This window comes from Paenibacillus graminis (genome assembly GCF_000758705.1).
GTDB classification, from domain to species: Bacteria; Bacillota; Bacilli; order Paenibacillales; family Paenibacillaceae; genus Paenibacillus_AQ; species Paenibacillus_AQ graminis.
Genome location: NZ_CP009287.1, coordinates 6,898,244 through 6,914,394, shown reverse-complemented (window position 1 = coordinate 6,914,394; position 16,151 = coordinate 6,898,244). Strand labels below are relative to the sequence as shown.

15 protein-coding genes are annotated in these 16,151 nt (G+C 52.3%); 8 read left to right on the top strand and 7 right to left on the bottom strand.

What is annotated here, in order from left to right; genetic code table 11:
- Nucleotides 1-3 precede the first annotated feature (3 nt).
- The 4 genes from PGRAT_RS29905 to PGRAT_RS29890 all read left to right on the top strand — a co-directional run bounded on the left by PGRAT_RS29905 (nucleotide 4) and on the right by PGRAT_RS29890 (nucleotide 3,977).
- Nucleotides 4-1,386, top strand: a complete 1,383-nt coding sequence (locus PGRAT_RS29905; protein WP_025705043.1) for a polysaccharide deacetylase family protein — start codon at nucleotides 4-6, stop codon at nucleotides 1,384-1,386.
- Nucleotides 1,387-1,635: 249 nt separating this feature from the next.
- Complete coding sequence (gene rlmN / locus PGRAT_RS29900) at nucleotides 1,636-2,730, top strand: dual-specificity RNA methyltransferase RlmN (protein ID WP_025705044.1); 1,095 nt, start codon at nucleotides 1,636-1,638, stop codon at nucleotides 2,728-2,730.
- A gap of 123 nt (nucleotides 2,731-2,853) precedes the next feature.
- Complete coding sequence (locus tag PGRAT_RS29895) at nucleotides 2,854-3,042, top strand: hypothetical protein (protein ID WP_042267659.1); 189 nt, start codon at nucleotides 2,854-2,856, stop codon at nucleotides 3,040-3,042.
- Between the two features lie 647 nt (nucleotides 3,043-3,689).
- Entirely contained in the window at nucleotides 3,690-3,977 is a 288-nt protein-coding gene (locus PGRAT_RS29890) for a DUF6509 family protein (RefSeq protein ID WP_025706682.1), read from the top strand.
- Nucleotides 3,978-4,280: 303 nt separating this feature from the next.
- Here the strand turns inward: PGRAT_RS29890 and PGRAT_RS29885 are convergent, their stop codons facing one another.
- From PGRAT_RS29885 to PGRAT_RS29875, 3 genes are all read right to left on the bottom strand, one after another.
- Nucleotides 4,281-5,030, bottom strand: coding sequence for an esterase family protein (locus PGRAT_RS29885; RefSeq protein WP_025706681.1), 750 nt, complete (start codon nucleotides 5,028-5,030; stop codon nucleotides 4,281-4,283).
- A gap of 13 nt (nucleotides 5,031-5,043) precedes the next feature.
- Nucleotides 5,044-6,213 (bottom strand): ATP-grasp domain-containing protein, encoded by a 1,170-nt coding sequence (locus PGRAT_RS29880; RefSeq protein WP_025706680.1) that lies wholly within the window; start codon nucleotides 6,211-6,213, stop codon nucleotides 5,044-5,046.
- 64 nt (nucleotides 6,214-6,277) lie between these two features.
- Nucleotides 6,278-6,760 (bottom strand): MarR family winged helix-turn-helix transcriptional regulator, encoded by a 483-nt coding sequence (locus PGRAT_RS29875; RefSeq protein WP_025706679.1) that lies wholly within the window; start codon nucleotides 6,758-6,760, stop codon nucleotides 6,278-6,280.
- Between the two features lie 224 nt (nucleotides 6,761-6,984).
- Here PGRAT_RS29875 and PGRAT_RS29870 point away from each other — a divergent pair, with 224 nt between their 5' ends.
- The gene (locus PGRAT_RS29870; protein WP_025706678.1) at nucleotides 6,985-8,466 is read left to right on the top strand and encodes an MDR family MFS transporter; all 1,482 of its coding nucleotides are present in this window, start codon (nucleotides 6,985-6,987) and stop codon (nucleotides 8,464-8,466) included.
- Between the two features lie 138 nt (nucleotides 8,467-8,604).
- On the opposite strand, the gene PGRAT_RS29865 is transcribed toward PGRAT_RS29870, so the two are convergent.
- Nucleotides 8,605-10,041, bottom strand: coding sequence for an FAD-dependent oxidoreductase (locus tag PGRAT_RS29865; RefSeq protein ID WP_042267655.1), 1,437 nt, complete (start codon nucleotides 10,039-10,041; stop codon nucleotides 8,605-8,607).
- A 210-nt stretch (nucleotides 10,042-10,251) separates the two neighbouring features.
- Between PGRAT_RS29865 and greA the strand changes: the two genes are divergently transcribed.
- Complete coding sequence (greA, locus tag PGRAT_RS29860) at nucleotides 10,252-10,731, top strand: transcription elongation factor GreA (RefSeq protein WP_025707475.1); 480 nt, start codon at nucleotides 10,252-10,254, stop codon at nucleotides 10,729-10,731.
- A gap of 100 nt (nucleotides 10,732-10,831) precedes the next feature.
- Here greA and PGRAT_RS29855 read toward each other — a convergent pair whose 3' ends face one another.
- Nucleotides 10,832-11,551 (bottom strand): SDR family oxidoreductase, encoded by a 720-nt coding sequence (locus PGRAT_RS29855; protein WP_025707474.1) that lies wholly within the window; start codon nucleotides 11,549-11,551, stop codon nucleotides 10,832-10,834.
- A 156-nt stretch (nucleotides 11,552-11,707) separates the two neighbouring features.
- Entirely contained in the window at nucleotides 11,708-12,046 is a 339-nt protein-coding gene (locus PGRAT_RS29850; protein ID WP_025707473.1) for a winged helix-turn-helix transcriptional regulator, read from the bottom strand.
- A gap of 177 nt (nucleotides 12,047-12,223) precedes the next feature.
- Here PGRAT_RS29850 and PGRAT_RS29845 point away from each other — a divergent pair, with 177 nt between their 5' ends.
- A complete protein-coding gene (locus tag PGRAT_RS29845; protein WP_025707472.1) occupies nucleotides 12,224-13,153 on the top strand; it encodes an AEC family transporter in 930 nt (309 codons plus the stop codon).
- A gap of 275 nt (nucleotides 13,154-13,428) precedes the next feature.
- Nucleotides 13,429-14,220: a hypothetical protein gene (locus PGRAT_RS33910; protein WP_174469041.1), complete on the top strand. Its 792-nt coding sequence runs from the start codon at nucleotides 13,429-13,431 to the stop codon at nucleotides 14,218-14,220.
- Nucleotides 14,221-14,900: 680 nt separating this feature from the next.
- Here the strand turns inward: PGRAT_RS33910 and PGRAT_RS29835 are convergent.
- Complete coding sequence (locus PGRAT_RS29835; RefSeq protein WP_025705096.1) at nucleotides 14,901-16,106, bottom strand: MFS transporter; 1,206 nt, start codon at nucleotides 16,104-16,106, stop codon at nucleotides 14,901-14,903.
- Between the last annotated feature and the right edge of the window lie 45 nt (nucleotides 16,107-16,151).

Sequence of the window (16,151 nt, the reverse complement as noted above, 5' to 3'; positions counted from 1 at the left end):
TCTATGCCTCTTCTTGAACAACAAGCCGCGCTGATCGTAGAATTGCTGTCGCTTGAACATAAGCAGGACGGCTATCAGCTGGAGGTAGGTCTAACCCGCAGCGGCGGATTCACCCGAAAAGTTCTCCTCATCGATGAATTTACATACCTGCAAATGAATATGCTGGCCTCTTTTCAAGGACATAGAGTACGGTTGTCGCTTTACCCGAAGTGGGACCCCTTTCGCCGCACATATTTCAGCTCTCTTAGCAAAATGAAAAGTACCTGCTCCGAGACACTATATTTTGCCTGTTCTGAAGCTTACGTCTCACAGCTGCTTCAATTGAAGGAGCTAACCTTTCCGCCGCTTGAAGCAGGCGCGGTTCCAGCGGAGCTGTCTTCACCCGAACCGCAGCAGATGGAGCCGCTCACGCGCAGCGCCGGAACCTTCCGCCTGGCCCGGCCCATTGTCCTGAGGTGTATTCTATTCAGCTTGCTGTTCGTATTGTTCTTCCTGCGGATGGATGGTACCGTATTCAACAGTGCTGAAGCCCATGAGGACTTTACAGAACGGAAGCTCTCTGCCCACAGCAGTGTTCCGGCAGCCTATGTCCCTGTGGTTGACCAAGCATCATTTCAAGATGCAGAGGCTGAGGCTGTACCTGTGCCGGAAACCGGACAAGTGCAGGAGCCGGAACGGGAGGCAGGATCAGAGCTAGATGCAGAATCAGAATTAGGACCAGAGATGGAAGCAGAACCAGGACCAGGACCAGAGGCAGAATCAGAATCAGAGCTACAAGAGGTACAGAGTCCGTTGGTTGAAACTTTGGCGCTGGACGGAAGCAGCTATGAATATAATCTGGCCAAGGGGTATGTGGCTTTATCCTTTGACGACGGCCCGTCCAAGTACACTCAGGAAATTGTCGATATTCTGCTGGCTCATGGAGTGGCAGCGAACTTTTTGTTCATCGGCCAGAACGCCCAGCATTACCCGCAGGCGGTCCGCTATGCCGATGAGCATGGAATGCCGGTGGGCAGTCATTCCTGGGATCACAGCGACCTGACGAAGAACAGCAGCGGAGAGAACCATAATAATCTGCTGCGGTCAGTCCAGGTGCTGGAGCAGAATACCGGAAAACCGGTAACTGTGTTTCGTCCGCCCTATGGGGCTATCAACGGTTCCGTGGCTGCTGAAGCCGGGAAACAGAAGCTGAAGGTGCTGCTCTGGAACCGTGATCCTGAAGACTGGAAGGCGGATACTGCGGAGCAGATCACCCAATATTTTTACCATACCGATCCTTCCGGGGGCATCTATCTTCTTCATGAAAAAGCAGTAACGGTCCAAGCACTGCCTGCAATTATAAAATATCTTAAAAGCAAACAGCTGAAATTCGCCATTTTCAGATAATGCGGCAGCGGCTGTTCATGTTGATAAAGCGTATCCGAAGTGGCGGGTACGCTTTTTACATTGAGGCTCATGCAGGAACGTTTCCTTGATGAGCGCGGAGGCGCGTTGTGAATTGTGGCGGAAGCGGGGACAGCAGGGGATTCTTCTTGTTTTAATAAAAAAAATTTGAGACAATAAGTGCATGTTGTTAGACGGAGCCCTGCAAGGTAGAATGAATTGAACTTCAATGTTTTGAAAAGAGGATAAATCATGAATAAACAATCCATTTATGGATTAACTTTAGAACAGCTGGCGTCCTGGCTGGTAGAGCACGGCCATAAGAAATCCCGCGCATCCCGGATATGGGAATCCTTGTACCGCCAGCGGGTGAAGGATTTTGCGGAAATGACCGAGGTGAACGGCGAGACGGTGCAGCTGCTGTCCGAGCATTTTGTTTTTCAGACGATGGATGAGCATGTGAAGCAGGAGTCAGCTGACGGCACCATCAAGTTCCTGTTCCGCCTGAAGGACGGTAATTTGATCGAAACGGTGCTGATGCGGCAGAAATACGGGTTGTCCGTCTGCGTGACGACACAGGTGGGCTGCAACATCGGCTGCAGCTTTTGCGCCAGCGGTCTGCTGGCGAAGAGCCGTGACCTCTCCAGCGGAGAGATTGTCGAGCAGATTATGAAGGTACAGCATCATCTGGACGGGTTGGGGCTTGGTCAAAGGGTCAGCCATGTGGTGGTGATGGGGATCGGCGAGCCATTCGATAATTTTACAAATTTGCTGAATTTCCTGACGATCATCAAGGATCACAAGGGACTGGCGATTGCCGGCAAGGGCATCACGGTGTCCACGAGCGGTCTGGCTGATAAAATCAGAGAATTCGCCGATGCCAATATGCAGGTTAACCTGGCGATTTCTTTACATGCGCCGAATAATGAGCTGCGGACACGGATCATGAAGATTAACCGCGCCATTCCTATAGAGAAATTAATGCCCGCTATTGATTACTATCTGGAAAAGACGAACCGGAGAATTACCCTGGAGTATATTCTGCTGAAGGATGTCAATGACCGCCAGGAGCATGCCCTGGAGCTGGCCGGGCTGATAGGGGACCGGCGGCAGATGGCCAATGTGAACCTGATTCCTTACAATCCGGTGGATGAGCACAGCCAATACCAGCGAAGCGAGCGCGAGTCCGTGCGGGCGTTCTTCGATACGCTCAAAAAGCAGGGCGTCAGCGTAAGCACCCGCCTGGAGCACGGCGTCGATATCGACGCCGCCTGCGGCCAGCTGCGCAGCAAGCAGATTCAAAAGGCCAAGGGCGGTGCCAGCCCGAGCGGCGTGGCTGCCGGGTAAACCGCGCTGCGCGCAGAGAGCAGGTGGCGGGCGGGTAAACCCGCGCTGCGTGAAGAGAGCCGGTGGCGGGCGGGTAAACCCGCACTGCGCGAAGAGAGCCGGTGGGGCGGCAGGAAGGCGGAAATGCCGGCAGAAACACTGGTAAATCCGCCGGACTTGTTTCTCATGGCGCGGATCGGCTCGATCAAAGGTAAAAATACCTTTGATCGAGCCGACAAGGCGCGGATGGCAGAAATCAAGGGTAAAAATACCTTTGATCGAGGCACCAAGGCGCAGATAGCAGAAATCAAAGGTAAAAATACCTTTGATTGAGCCGACAAGGTGCGGATGGCAGAAATCAAGGGTAAAAATACCTTTGATCGAGCCCCCTCAATTACAAAAGAGCGGTGACAGGTGGTCATCCACCTGTCACCGCTTTTGTATTATCCGGCAAGCAGTTCACAGTGGGTGTCACTCGGTTTTTAAGCAAATCTACACTACGCAGCGGTTCTTCCCCTGCCGGTAGGACTACTGCTTTACATGGACTACTACTTCTGAAGCGGGGCGGAGAACGAGGAGCAGCCGCTTTTTGCGGCTGTTTTTCCATATATAGTGTATAAAACGGTTTCCGCAATGGGAGTCATATTGGAGCCTTCTGAATCAGCCACAGACAACTCCCCTTCGGGTATAAAAGAATAGGCTATGTCCGAAGCTTATGATGATTCCGGCACAATTGAAGCGGAAAGAGGACAGGGGGCGGACTGATGGTGCTGCCTGAGCAGATTAGAGAAGATTCATGAGGAGGAATATGAGCGGGCGGTCGAGCATTACCGTCAGCTTTTGAAGGCGTACGCTCCGAAGGAACGGGCAGTCATTCAGCGTTTTCTTAGTGATTTGCTCAGCTACGCGTAATTGTGGAAGCTGCTATCATGGATTGTATGATACAATAGCCAGATGATTGAAGAAAAGAGGAATGCGAAGTGTTGACATTTACAAGCTACACCGTGGAGAACGTAAGAGATCCATTTGGTATTTTAAGCGGCAAGCGATATGAGTTCGTCGTGAATCTGGATGTGCCGGAGGATGATGAGCTGTATGAAGAGAATGGTGTATCCGCACGGGTGATCATAAAGGTGGAGGATGAGGAGACAAGCATTATCAGCTACGATCTGCTCGAGACCACGACCGGCCGGATTCTGGATTTTGATATGGAAGAGGACGAGGAAGCAGCGTTGGTCCTGTTCTGTAAGGAGCATCTGCCTGCTTAAAGCAGGCACACGGCCTCAGTGGTTCAGCAAGACGCCACAAATGGATAACGAACAAATAGACCGCATACCTTTGGGAGGAGGCGGTCTGTTTGTGTTTATGGGACAGCGGCGCTACGATGAGTGGACCAAAGGTATGCGGTATGCATATTAACATCAACGTTTCGAACACTGTCACAAGGCCTCCCTCCCTGCCAAGGGGGGAGCGGACTGAGCCTTAAGCCTATTCAATTGACTAAACTAAAGTAAAAGACCTCAGGAAAGCGCTATAGGTTATGGGGTGTTTTTGTGGGGAATTATAAACCCCTATAAGCACCCGCCCACATAATAATGAATCTGCTTGTTCCACCATGGCCAGTCATGATCCACATCGTGGCCCCAATAGTCAATCTGTGCCGGTATAGCTTTGTGCCGGAGCAGGTCCTGAAGCAAGCGGGTCTCATGGAGCATCTCGTCTTCATAGGCGCCCTGGCCGACGCAGAGAATAATCCGGCTGCTGCGGTAGGCGTTCAGGTAATAGTCATCGGTCAGGTTCGGCAGGTAATGCAGCGGCGAGTTCAAGTAGACCGTTTGGCTCATATAATCACCGAAGAAGTAGTAAGTGGAATAGACACCGCTAAGCGCAATGAGGGTATCGAAAACATGCGGATGGCGGAAAAAGAAGCTGGCACTGTAGTACGCGCCCATGGAGCAGCCCGAGATGAGAATTTTCTGGTCGCTGCCGCCGTTGTTCTCCTTGCTGGAGTGGAGGATGCTTGGAACCAGCTCCTGCATCATGTATTTGTCATATTGCTCATGCCGCTGCATCTTATCCTCATGGTTCCAGTGGCCGGAGAAGAAGGTCTCCTCATCCAGGGTGTCGCAGGCCCAAATCTGCAGTTTGCCGGCATCGATAAACTCCGAGAGAGTCTGAATCATGCCGGAGTCCTCATATTGGTAAAAACGCCCCAGTGAAGTTGGAAAGACCAGCATGGGTTTGCCGGCATGTCCGTACACTTTGTATTCCATGTCTCTGTGAAGGTGATGGCTGTATTCTTTATGGTAGCTGATCCTCATCCGTCAACACATCCTATCCCTCTTCTTGTTGAATATAGTTCACGATGTCCCTGACGTCCTCCAGACTGGCCGAACGAAATTGATAGGCGCTGTTCCCCATGGCCCGGCTGAAGACTTCTTCGATCTCGGCATAGTTGACGATCTTATCCCCAAACGTACGGTAAATATCCTCGTGGCTGTGGGAATAATGCTTGTGCTGCTTGCGGCTGGCATAGCCGGTATAATATTTGCCTTCAAAGGGGCCGCCGGTCTCATTGTGCACAACCATGCGCGCCCACTCCCTATATACATCCACATCATAGGAAAAATTAATCGCATCGGTCATCCACGCGCCCGGTGGCCGCATATTTACTTCGAGGGCAATGATCCGGCCATCTATATTCGATTTGAACAATTCGATATGGAAGAAACGCTCTTTGATATCAAAAGCCTTCAGAATGTTCTTTCCGGCCAGCTCGACCTCGGGACTGACATCCTTAAGACAGAAATAGTACAGGTGGTTGTCCGTATTGACAACGTCCATCACGCTGTTTTCGAACAGGTGGCTGACCGCGAACCGCACGTTGCCGTCAATATCGACCAGCCCGTCATAGGTCAGAATGACACCATCAATGAACTCCTCAATAATAAAGGCGACATCATCCGGCTTGGTGTCAAAAAACTGCTGCAGCTCAGCTTCGTTATGGATCTTGTAGGTCATGCTGGCCCCGGAGCCAAGGTCGGGCTTCACCACGAGCGGAAAGCCGGCGCTGCGGATGAAATCCTGGACGCTGTCCCGGGTGGTGCCGGTCGAGAACTGTACAGTGCTTACACCGCTTTTGCGAAAAAACTCTTTCATCTTGGATTTCTGCTTCAGGTTATAGACAAAATCCGTCTTGGTGCCGTAAATGTTGAAATCCGTGCGGATCGCAGCATCCTGCTCCAGCCAATATTCGTTCAAGGATTCGAAGCGGTCCATCTTGCCGTATTGATGGGTAAAGTAGCCCACAGCCCGCAGGATCTCGTCGTAACTTTCCAAGCTGCTTACCTTGTAATACTCCGTTAATGCCGACTTTAGCTTGTCCTCCAGCTGATCATATTCGGCATCGCCGATCCCAAGCACCGTAGCACCCTGCTGATGCAGCTGACTGCAGAAGTCCGCGCTGTTCCTGGGGAAATGAGGAGAAAAGAAGATGAAGTTCACGCTGCCCAGCCCCTTTGGCAATATTTAATATGTCCGCATTGTAATTCCGACTTATATTGTATGATTAATTCAATCTACCAGCTTCAGCCTCTTCCGTCAATCCTTTGGCTCCGGAGCTGCGCTGCATGAGTTTGCGGTTCAGTCTGGCCAGCAGCCCGCTGAAGGTGTGGCAGTCCTCTGGGGACCAATCCTCAAAGATCTCTTCATACCGCTCCAGACGGATGTTCCGTGCTTCTTCCAGCTTGCGGGTGCCAAGGAGGGTGATCTCAAAATAGCTGGATCTTCCGTCCATCGGATCAGGAACCTTGACGGCATAGCCTTTGGCTTCGAGCACACTGGTCTGTCTGCTGATCGTGGAGGTGTCGAGGCCGAACTCTTCGGCCAGTACCTTCACCCCAACCTTTTCATGATGAGCCAAATGGTAGAGCAGCGTATATGTCGAGCGGTCCAGCCCTCCGTGCTTCTTGTCGAGAGAAGAGCGGCGAATGAGTGTCATCAGCTCATTGTTGAGAGACTCCAGGTTTTTATTATCTTTTTTATCATCCATGGTATAGTTTCCTTCCTCTACTGAGTACTCTTCTCCATTATTATAGTGAACATACCGAACAACAAGCAAAAATCGCTCCCGCCATGAAAGGGTATGAAACAAGTCATATTGACTTTCAAGAATGTGGTTGTATAATACACATATAATAATATTATTGTATTATACACCTAAATTAAGAGGGAGCTGATATGAGTTCCTTGTTTTTTAACGGAGGAGAGAACGGATTGAATAATCAAACGGCTCGCAATTCATCGTTTTGGCTGATTATTTTAGCTATTTTTTTCGGAAATTTCATGGCGATCCTGAGTACGACGACCATTAACGTGGCGTTTCCGGTGTTTATGAAGGATTTTCATGCGGAGATCGGGACCGTCCAGTGGATGATTACCGGATACCTGCTCGCTACAGGCGTGATCGCGCCGGTTGTGGGTTATTTTGGTGATAAATGGAGCTATAAATACCTTTATGTGTTCGCGCTATCGGGTTTTACGCTGTTCTCAGGATTAAGCATGATCGCCTGGAGCATTCATTCGCTGGTGATCTTCCGCATTCTGCAGGGGGTATTCGGCGGATTGATCATTCCCACCACAATGACCATGATTTATCAATTTATTGAGAAGGAAAAGCAGGCATTCGCAATGAGTCTCTGGAGCTTATCCTCCATGCTGGCGCCTGCTCTTGGACCGACACTCGGGGGATGGCTGACCGGATATTTTGGCTGGAAATCGCTGTTCATGATTAATCTCCCGATTGGAATCGTGGCGATTGCCGTCGCGCTGAAGTGCCTGCCGTTCCAGCGTAACGCCGGAGAGACCAAAAGCTTTGATCTGCCGGGTTTTGTCACGGTTATTCTCAGCAGCGCGTTTATTATCCTGGCCTTCAACAAAGGAAACAGCTGGGGCTGGGCCTCCTATAAAACACTGGCCCTGTTGATCATCGGAGCCATTGCACTGATATATTTTGTCCGCAGGGAGCTCTCCTTGAAGGAGCCGCTCCTGAATCTGCAGGTATTCCGGCAAAACCGTTTCACTTACAGTCTGATTATTAACTGCATCATCACCGTTGCCCTATATTCCGGGACGTTCCTGATTCCGGTGTTTCTGCAGGATATCCAGCAGTCTACTCCGCTCACAACAGCGCTGGTTCTGCTGCCGAGCTCCATCGCCATGGCCGTCATGTCCCCGGTTGTCGGCAAGCTCTACAGCAGAATTGGGCCATTCTGGCTTATCCTTGGCGGTATCCTGCTGCTGGTGGCTTCAACCTGGGAGCTTAGCCATATCACAGTCGCTGCTACCCACGTTCAGCTCGCTTGGCTGATGGCGTTGCGTAATGTTGGGATTGCCTTGGCCTTTATGCCGGTTACGAACGCCGGAATGTCTTCCGTGCCGAAGCAGATCACCGGCCATGCTTCTTCCGTCACCAACTGGGTACGTCAGGCGACCGGAGCGCTGTCGATTGCTGTCTTCAGCTCGCTGCTGGCATCGAGAGCCTTGACGCATCAGAAGGAGCTTAGCGGCGGCGCTTCGGCCGCAGGGGCGCTGATTAAGGCGCAGGGCATGACAATGGGGGTTCAGGATGTGTTCCTGATCGCCACAGTGATCGGGATTGTTGCCATTCCTTTGACCTTCCTGCTCAGAACCGGAACAGCCAAACCCCAGGCGGCTGTACTGAATGTAGCGGCTGTCAAGCGGGAGGCAAACAGTTAATGGGCTGCCGGTAAGCACCGGGGAGTCCTGATCAAGGACAGTCTCCGCTTCAGCCGGACTGCTTGTTGATAAGCAAACAGCCCCTGCAGGTTCTCGACGGAACTGCAGGGGCTGTTTCTTGTATAGACGGTGATCAGCCTACTGCAGGCTGATCTGATAATCCTTTTTCAGATAGGCACGGATTCTCTTGAAATCTTCCACATTCAGATCGTCCAGCCGTTTGCTCCGCTCCCGCCCCAGGATGATGCCGATCGTCTGAGCCGCTAAGGCGGTGGTGGGCATGATTCTTGCGCTGCCATAGGCTTTGATTCTGGCGCCCACATTTTTTCCGGTTACGAGCACATTGTCATAGGATTTCAGCTCGAAGGAACGCAGCGGCAGCCCGTAACGGTCCGGCTTGCCGAAGCCGATTCCGGTAGGAATCGCCCGGGTTCCCTGCAAATCAATGGAATACCCGCCAATGCTCACATTGTCCCAGAACATCCGGCTGGACATTAAGTCCGTGTACTCCAGAACGTATTTGGTCTCATAGCGGTTATAGTCGCGGATATAGAGGTACTCGGGAAATCCGTTCAGTTCGGCTTTGGCGAACCCGGGGATATTCTTGCGCAAAAAGCTCAGAATGTGAGGAGCTTCGGCCTTCCCTTTCCGTACCGCAGACGCCACAGAAATAGGGTCTGCAGGATTGACATCATAAATCAGCAGGCCGTTGATGATTACCTGGCCATTTTTTTGGTAGGAAGCATTTAATCCGCGCAGCCGGAGCTGTTTATCCTTGGTGGAGTACCTATTGGTAATGTTGCTGAATCCTGTTGCAAAATGCCAGTCCACATAGGTGTTGGGGCCATATTTCTTACGGACATTGGTGAGCGGATAATCCTCCAGAATGCGCTGATGCAGCAGGTTCCAGTCCACATTCCTGAAATTAAGCATATAGGTTGCCGCCATATAATCGGGCACTGTACTGTTATAGATCGTTTCCATTCCGGGAATCCGGGCTTCCTTCAATTTCCCGCTCAGGGCATTGTAATCGGTGTTCTCCACCCAGTACCGGGACTGAATCGTGACCTTGGCGCCGTCTTTGCCGTGATAGGTGAGAGCACTCAGCATCTTCCCGCTGCTTGTGTCCTTTGTGTCCACCCGGTCCAGAACAATCCCGCTCTTCAGCGGAATCCCTTGGATGACTTTCGCATAATACTTTTGGAAATCGGCGGCCTTGCGGATCGTTCCGGCTTTGTAGCCGTTAAAGAGGTTTTTGATTTCGCCCTGTACGAGGCTTCTCTGCTTGTTGTCATTTACATCATCGAGAAAAAACATCTGCCCTTGAATCAATTCGCCGCCCGGTTTGCTGCGGGGATCAAGCATCAGCACTTTCAGACCGGCTCTGACGGCTTCCTTGGCGAGCAGTGCACCTTGAATTTCGCTTCCGATGACAACGACATCGTAGCTCGCAAGCGCAGTGGAGGTGGCGGCAGGCTTCACCGCTGCGGCGGTAGGCAGGACTGTTGCCGACAGAAGAACCAGTGCAGCCAGACAGCTTTTAATACGGTGGGATTTCCGGAATTGCATGAACATGGACTTCTTGTACTCCTGACTATTGTGGGATTGGGTACCATACTTGTACTTAAGAATTTGAAAAGTACCTGTTAATATTCTAAACGATTTTGGGTCATTTTACCTGTGCTGGATTTGTGGCAATTTGCGGCGGCGGCGCTTTCTCTTCGCATGTTAGCCGATTATGGGGTAGAATATATAGTAAAGCGAGCGAAAGTAGGAGTTGTATACATGTCGAATGAAGAAGTGTTTCTGACAAAAGAGGGTCTGGCCAAGCTAGAGGAAGAGCTGAGGGACCTGAAGACTGTGAAGCGTAAGGAGCTTGCGGCCCGGCTTAAGCTGGCGATCAGCTACGGGGACCTTAAGGAGAACAGCGAGTACCATTCGGCGAAGGAAGATCAGTCGTTTATGGAGACACGCATCATGATTCTGGAGAAAATGCTGACCAAAGCACAGATTGTGGATGAGAGCAGCATGGATCTGAGCAAGGTCAGTGTCGGCTCTATTGTCACCCTGAATGATGTGGAGTACTCCGAGAAGATTGAATATAGAGTCGTCGGACCGGCTGAGGCTGATGTGCTGGACAACAAGATTTCGTATGAAAGTCCGCTGGGCAAAGAGCTGCTCGGCAAAAGAGTCGGCGATATCATCAGCGTAAATGCACCCATGGGTATTATCCAATATGAGCTGCTGGAGATCAAAATGCTGTAAGAAGCGGCCCCGGCAAGACGTAACCCTGCCTCCTGTATCATTAGGAGGCAGGGTTTTTTTGAGGAAACTGCCAAGGCTAAGCTTTCTCCGGGCGGCCCGGTCAAATCAGGGTGTGTCCGCCCTCTACATGAAGCACTGTGCCTGTTACGAAGCCGTTACGGATCAGATAGAGCACGCCTTCGGCAACGTCCGAGGCTGTACCTACGCGCTGCACGGGCAGCTTCGCCGCCACGCTGCTGTAAAAAGCACTGCGGGCCTCTTCGGCCATTCCCGCGCGGGAGGGGGTGTCGATGATACCCGGCGATACAGTGTTCACCCGCAGCGGGGCCAGTTCCAGAGCCAGGGTCTGGCCCAGATTGGCTACGGCTGCATTCACTGCCCCCAGTACAGATGACCCGGTCATGGCCTTGAAGGCTACAACCCCGGAGAACAGGGTGATGGAGCCGTGGGGGGGCAGGTGCGGTGCGGCGTATTTGGCCGCATAATATTGGCCCCAGAACTTATTGTCCATCAGCTGGCGCGCAGCGCTGGTGGCTGTGGTAAGAAAGGGGCCCCCGCTGGTCTCGGCTGCGGTGACCACCAGATGGTCGAAGGCTCCCAGCTCTGCGAATAAGGACCGCACTTGATCCTCGGACGTAATATCCAGCGTATAGGTTGACACGTTTGCATCAGGTCCCAACGTCGCTTTGGCCTGCTCCAGCTTCTGTGCTGCACGGCTGGCAAGAACGACTTCCGCCCCTTCTGCGGCGGCAAGTTTTGCAGTTGCCAGGCCGATGCCCGAGCTTCCGCCGATAATTACTATTTTCTGTCCTGTTAACATGTCGATTCCTCCTCAAAATGAACTGCTTTATGAAGAGAGTATAGTCCCTATACTTCCTTAAGGGAAGTAGTTACATTCTATACATACAGTTACCATAAAGGAAGTTTTGTGCCGGGTCTGAGCTTGCAGGTATGAACTTTTTTTAATAACGTCTTCTCAGAGCGCAAGGCCGTATCTCTTGAGTTCAATAAAAATACCCTCCAGCTGTTCCCCTTTCTTCGTCAGCGTGTATTCCACGCGCGGCGGCACCTCGGGATATACAGTGCGCATAAGAATCCCATGGTTCTCAAGCTCACGCAGCCGCAAGGCGAGTGTCTTCGGACTGATGCCTTCCAGAGAGCGCAGCAGATCACTGAAGCGCATAGTGCCTTCGATCAGCAGATCGCGGATAATCAGGAACGTCCATTTGGTTCCGATGACATCCAGCGTCTTGGCAATGGGACAGGCCTCGCCGGGGGTTCCTTTGGTCAGAATGACTGGCTCCGTAATATCCATTTCAGTCAACCTCCTTGTGATCATAACGATTTGTGCTAATCATACCACAATACTATCTTTTGGGAAGTTATATCGTTCATAGGCGTTCGCTATTAAGCATATTGCTTCCATATCTTAGACGGGCCCGGCCGTGGGGCTTATAGTAAAAGTAATATTCGGATAGAGGAGTCCTCGCTATTGATTGACAAGGTATTGTCCACTATGGTCGAGGTGATTGTGCCGTTGTCCATTCCGGTCATATCGGGGGCGCTGCTGGGACGGTACAAAAACCTGGATACCAAACCGCTGTTAACGCTGTACCTGTATTTCCTGAGTCCGGCGATTATTCTGGATACACTCGCGACGGCGGAGATTTCCTTCGATGACGTGTACAAAACATTGGCCTTCTCCCTGCTGAACCTGCTGGTGCTGTGGGCGCTGGCGAAGCTGATCGGCAGAGTGCTGAAGCTGGCTCCGGCCGAGGCAGCAGGCCTGACCCTAGTCTCCACTTTCACGAACAGTGTCAACTATGGTCTGCCGCTGGTGCTGCTGGCCTTTGGACAGCTGGGGCTGGACAAAGCTTCAGTCTATGTCATTGCCCAGATGGTCATTGTCAACACCGTTGGGGTGTATTTTGCGGCAAGATCCCAGTTCTCTGCCGGCAGTGCCGTCCGCTCGGTATTCTCATTGCCGGCGATCTACGCAGCCATTCTGGCGCTGCTTCTGCGGGCGCTCGGCCTGCATATGCCGCAGGAGGTTGCCTCGGGCGTATCAATGGTCGCTGGAGCGTATTCCCCGGTGGTGTTGGCTATACTGGGGGTGCAGATGGTCAGGGTGCAGACCGCACAGGCTGCACGCAATGTGCAGCTGGCGTTCTGGACGGGCATGTCGGTCCGCCTGGTGCTGGCGCCATTAACCGCAGCACTGCTGCTGTTCCTGCTGAACATTTCGGGTACGCTGTTCGCCGTTCTGCTTATTCTGGCCTCCATGCCGGTAGCGGTCAACTCCGTGGTGCTGGCTGAACGCTTCGGCAGCTCACCTGCGCTTGTGTCACGGTGCATTTTGTGGACAACACTCGCGTCCTTCCTGATGCTGCCGCTCCTGATCTCTATTGTAGGCAGCGTGTGATTTTGTTGCGCTGCGGTTCGTACTGGGCTGTGGATTTTTTCTCTGTCCAGGAGGGGCCGGGGAGGAATGAAGTAAACGGAAGGGGGAGAGGGGAGATTTAAGTTCACTTTTTCCACTTGGTGTCGCCACCAATCCAGACAGGGAGACTGGGAAGGGGCATTTCACGCGGCAGGAGCGGATTACAGGATCTTCAGGAAAGCTATTCCTTATAGCTAAAACGGCTGCACTACCCTGTGAGGGACGGTGCAGCCGTTTTGTTCTATAGAGGATTGGACTTGAAAATTAGAAAAAGGGATAAATTGATGGAGGGGAAGTTTGGAGCTAATGGAGCGTTAGCTTCCGCTTTTGTCTGTGGATTTCCACCGCAGATAGCGGTACAAATCCAAGAAATCCGCAGATGGACAGCCGCCCAAATTCCAAACATTCCCGGAAACAACGGCAGAAATGCCGTTGTTAGAGCGGGTCAGGCCAGTTTGCCGGGAAACAACGGCAGAAATGCTGTTGTTGAAGCGAGGCAGGCCAGTTTTTCAGGAAACAACGGCGAAAATGCCGTTGTTAGAGCGAGGCAGGCCAGTTTGCCGGAAAACAACGGAGGAAATGCTGTTGTTAGAGCGAGGCAGGCCGGTTTGCCGGGAAACAACGGCAGAAATGCTGTTGTTGAAGCGAGGCAGGCCAGTTTGCCGGGAAACAACGGCAGAAATGCTGTTGTTAGAGCAGGTCAGGCCAGTTTGCCGGGAAACAACGGCAGAAATGCTGTTGTTGAAGCGAGGCAGGCGGGTTTGCCCGGAAACAACGGCGAAAATGCCGTTGTTAGAGCGAGGCAGGCCGGTTTGCCGGGAAACAACGGCAGAAATGCTGTTGTTGAAGCGAGGCAGGCCAGTTTGCCGGGAAACAACGGCGAAAATGCCGTTGTTAGAGCGAGGCAGGCCGGTTTGCCGGGAAACAACGGCAGAAATGCTGTTGTTAGAGCAGGTCAGGCCAGTTTGCCGGGAAACAACGGCAGAAATGCTGTTGTTGAAGCGGGTCAGGCCAGTTTGCCGGGAAACAACTCCGTCGCCCACATCTGACCCAATCAAAGGTACTTATACCTCACATGTGACTCCGTCGCCCACATCTGGCCCAAACAGAGGTACTTATACCTCACATGTGACTCCGTCGCCTACTTCTGGCCCAAACAGAGGTACTTATACCTCACATGTGACTCTGTCGCCCACATCCGGCCCAACAAAGGTACTTATACCTCACAGTTGACTCCGTCGCCCACATCTGGCCCAAACAGAGGTACTTATACCTCACAATTGACTCCGCCGCCCACATCTGGCCCAAACAGAGGTACTTATACCTCACAATTGACTCCGTCGCCTACTTCTGGCCCAAACAGAGGTACATGTACCTCAAATATGACTCTGTCACCTACATCTGGCTGAATCAAAGGTACTTATACCTTACATTTGACTCCGTCGCCCGCATCCGGCCCAAACAAAGGTACTTTCACTTAGGCCGTTGTTAAGGCTTCAAGCGCTGGATCAGAGCTGGCTTAGAAATCAAAAGCAAGCGGGCCGTGTCCTGTAATGCAATGCCAAATGAAAAAACATCCAAAATGGGTATAGTATGAGAATGAATTTGATTGTGTACCGCTGTTCGCGGTTGAAATCACACACAAAGGCGGACGCTACGGCTTCTGAGTATCCAGACTTCTCCTCCGCCACTTTTCCCTTTATTCTTAATTCTTCAAGGTTGTTAAGGATCAGGCTGCCTGGCTCTGGAGCTTGCGCCCGTCTCTTTTTTCGAGCGCCCGGCTCCAGGCGGTAAGAATCACTGCCCCCAGTACCATGATGGAGCCGATCCATGGAGTATGGATCAGTCCCAGATGATCGGTCACCAGGCCTCCAAGATAGGCACCGATGGCGATGCCTGCATTAAAGGCAGCTATATTCACCGCCGAAGCAATATCTCTCGCACTGGGTGCGAACCGGTCGGCCAGCATCACCACGTAGACCTGCAGGCCGGGCACATTCATGAAGGCGAGCAGACCCATGAAGAAAATGGTGGTCAGGGCAGCGGCTTTAAAGGGAGCGGTAAAGGTAAGCACCAGCAGGACCACTGCCTGGAAGGCAAACATATAGAACAAAGCGTTCAGCGGCTTGCGGTTGGCCGCTTTCCCTCCAATGACATTGCCGATGGCAATGGCTATGCCGTAGACCAGGAGAATCACAGCAACCGTCTGTTCCTGAAAACCGCTGATCTCATGCAGCAGAGGGGAGAGGTACGTGAATACGACAAAGGTCCCCCCGTAGCCCAGAGCGGTAATGGCAAAAGCGAGCAGCAGGCGTCCGTTCGTCACCAGCTTGACCTGATCGCGCAGCGGGGTACGTGTACCTTTGCGCAGGGCAGCAGGGATGAGGAGCAGGTTGGCGGCCAGTGCGATAAGACCGACAGCGGCAATGGCGATAAAAGCAGCCCGCCAGCCAAGCTGCTGCCCGAGAAACGTGCCAAGGGGCACCCCTGTCACAGTGGCTACCGTAAGACCGGTGAACATAATGGAGATGGCGCTTGCCCGCCGGTCCTCGGTTACCAGATCCGCGGCGATGGTAGAAGCGATGGACATGAACAGGCCATGAGCGAGCGCGGAAATGATGCGGGCCACGAGCAGTATGGAAATCCCGCCCGCCGCCGCCGCCAGGCTATTGCCGGCGATGAAGAGCAGCATTAACGCCAGCAGCAGGGTTTTTCGCGAGACAGCTGTGGTCAGCGAGGTCAGCACCGGTGCGCCGAAGGTGACGCCAAGCGCATATAGCGTTACGGTTAATCCGGCTGTCGTCAGGGATATATGCAGGTCATCAGAGATCAGCGGCAGCAGCCCGACACTGATAAACTCGGTTGTTCCTATCGCGAAGGCGCTAATGGCTAGAGCCAACAGCGCCAGAGTACTTCTTTTACGATCCAAAGACATGATTTCTCACTCCTACACTATAGTAATCACCGGCCGGTAAGTGCT

Coding starts and splice junctions, on each gene's coding strand:
- PGRAT_RS29850 (WP_025707473.1), bottom strand. CDS start 12,046: ATGGATATTACGGAGCCAGTCATTCTGACCAAAGGAACCCCCGGCGAG.
- rlmN (WP_025705044.1), top strand. CDS start 1,636: ATGAATAAACAATCCATTTATGGATTAACTTTAGAACAGCTGGCGTCC.
- PGRAT_RS29885 (WP_025706681.1), bottom strand. CDS start 5,030: ATGAGGATCAGCTACCATAAAGAATACAGCCATCACCTTCACAGAGAC.
- PGRAT_RS29865 (WP_042267655.1), bottom strand. CDS start 10,041: ATGTTCATGCAATTCCGGAAATCCCACCGTATTAAAAGCTGTCTGGCT.
- PGRAT_RS29905 (WP_025705043.1), top strand. CDS start 4: ATGCCTCTTCTTGAACAACAAGCCGCGCTGATCGTAGAATTGCTGTCG.
- PGRAT_RS29835 (WP_025705096.1), bottom strand. CDS start 16,106: ATGTCTTTGGATCGTAAAAGAAGTACTCTGGCGCTGTTGGCTCTAGCC.
- PGRAT_RS29875 (WP_025706679.1), bottom strand. CDS start 6,760: ATGGATGATAAAAAAGATAATAAAAACCTGGAGTCTCTCAACAATGAG.
- greA (WP_025707475.1), top strand. CDS start 10,252: ATGTCGAATGAAGAAGTGTTTCTGACAAAAGAGGGTCTGGCCAAGCTA.
- PGRAT_RS29855 (WP_025707474.1), bottom strand. CDS start 11,551: ATGTTAACAGGACAGAAAATAGTAATTATCGGCGGAAGCTCGGGCATC.
- PGRAT_RS29895 (WP_042267659.1), top strand. CDS start 2,854: ATGCCGGCAGAAACACTGGTAAATCCGCCGGACTTGTTTCTCATGGCG.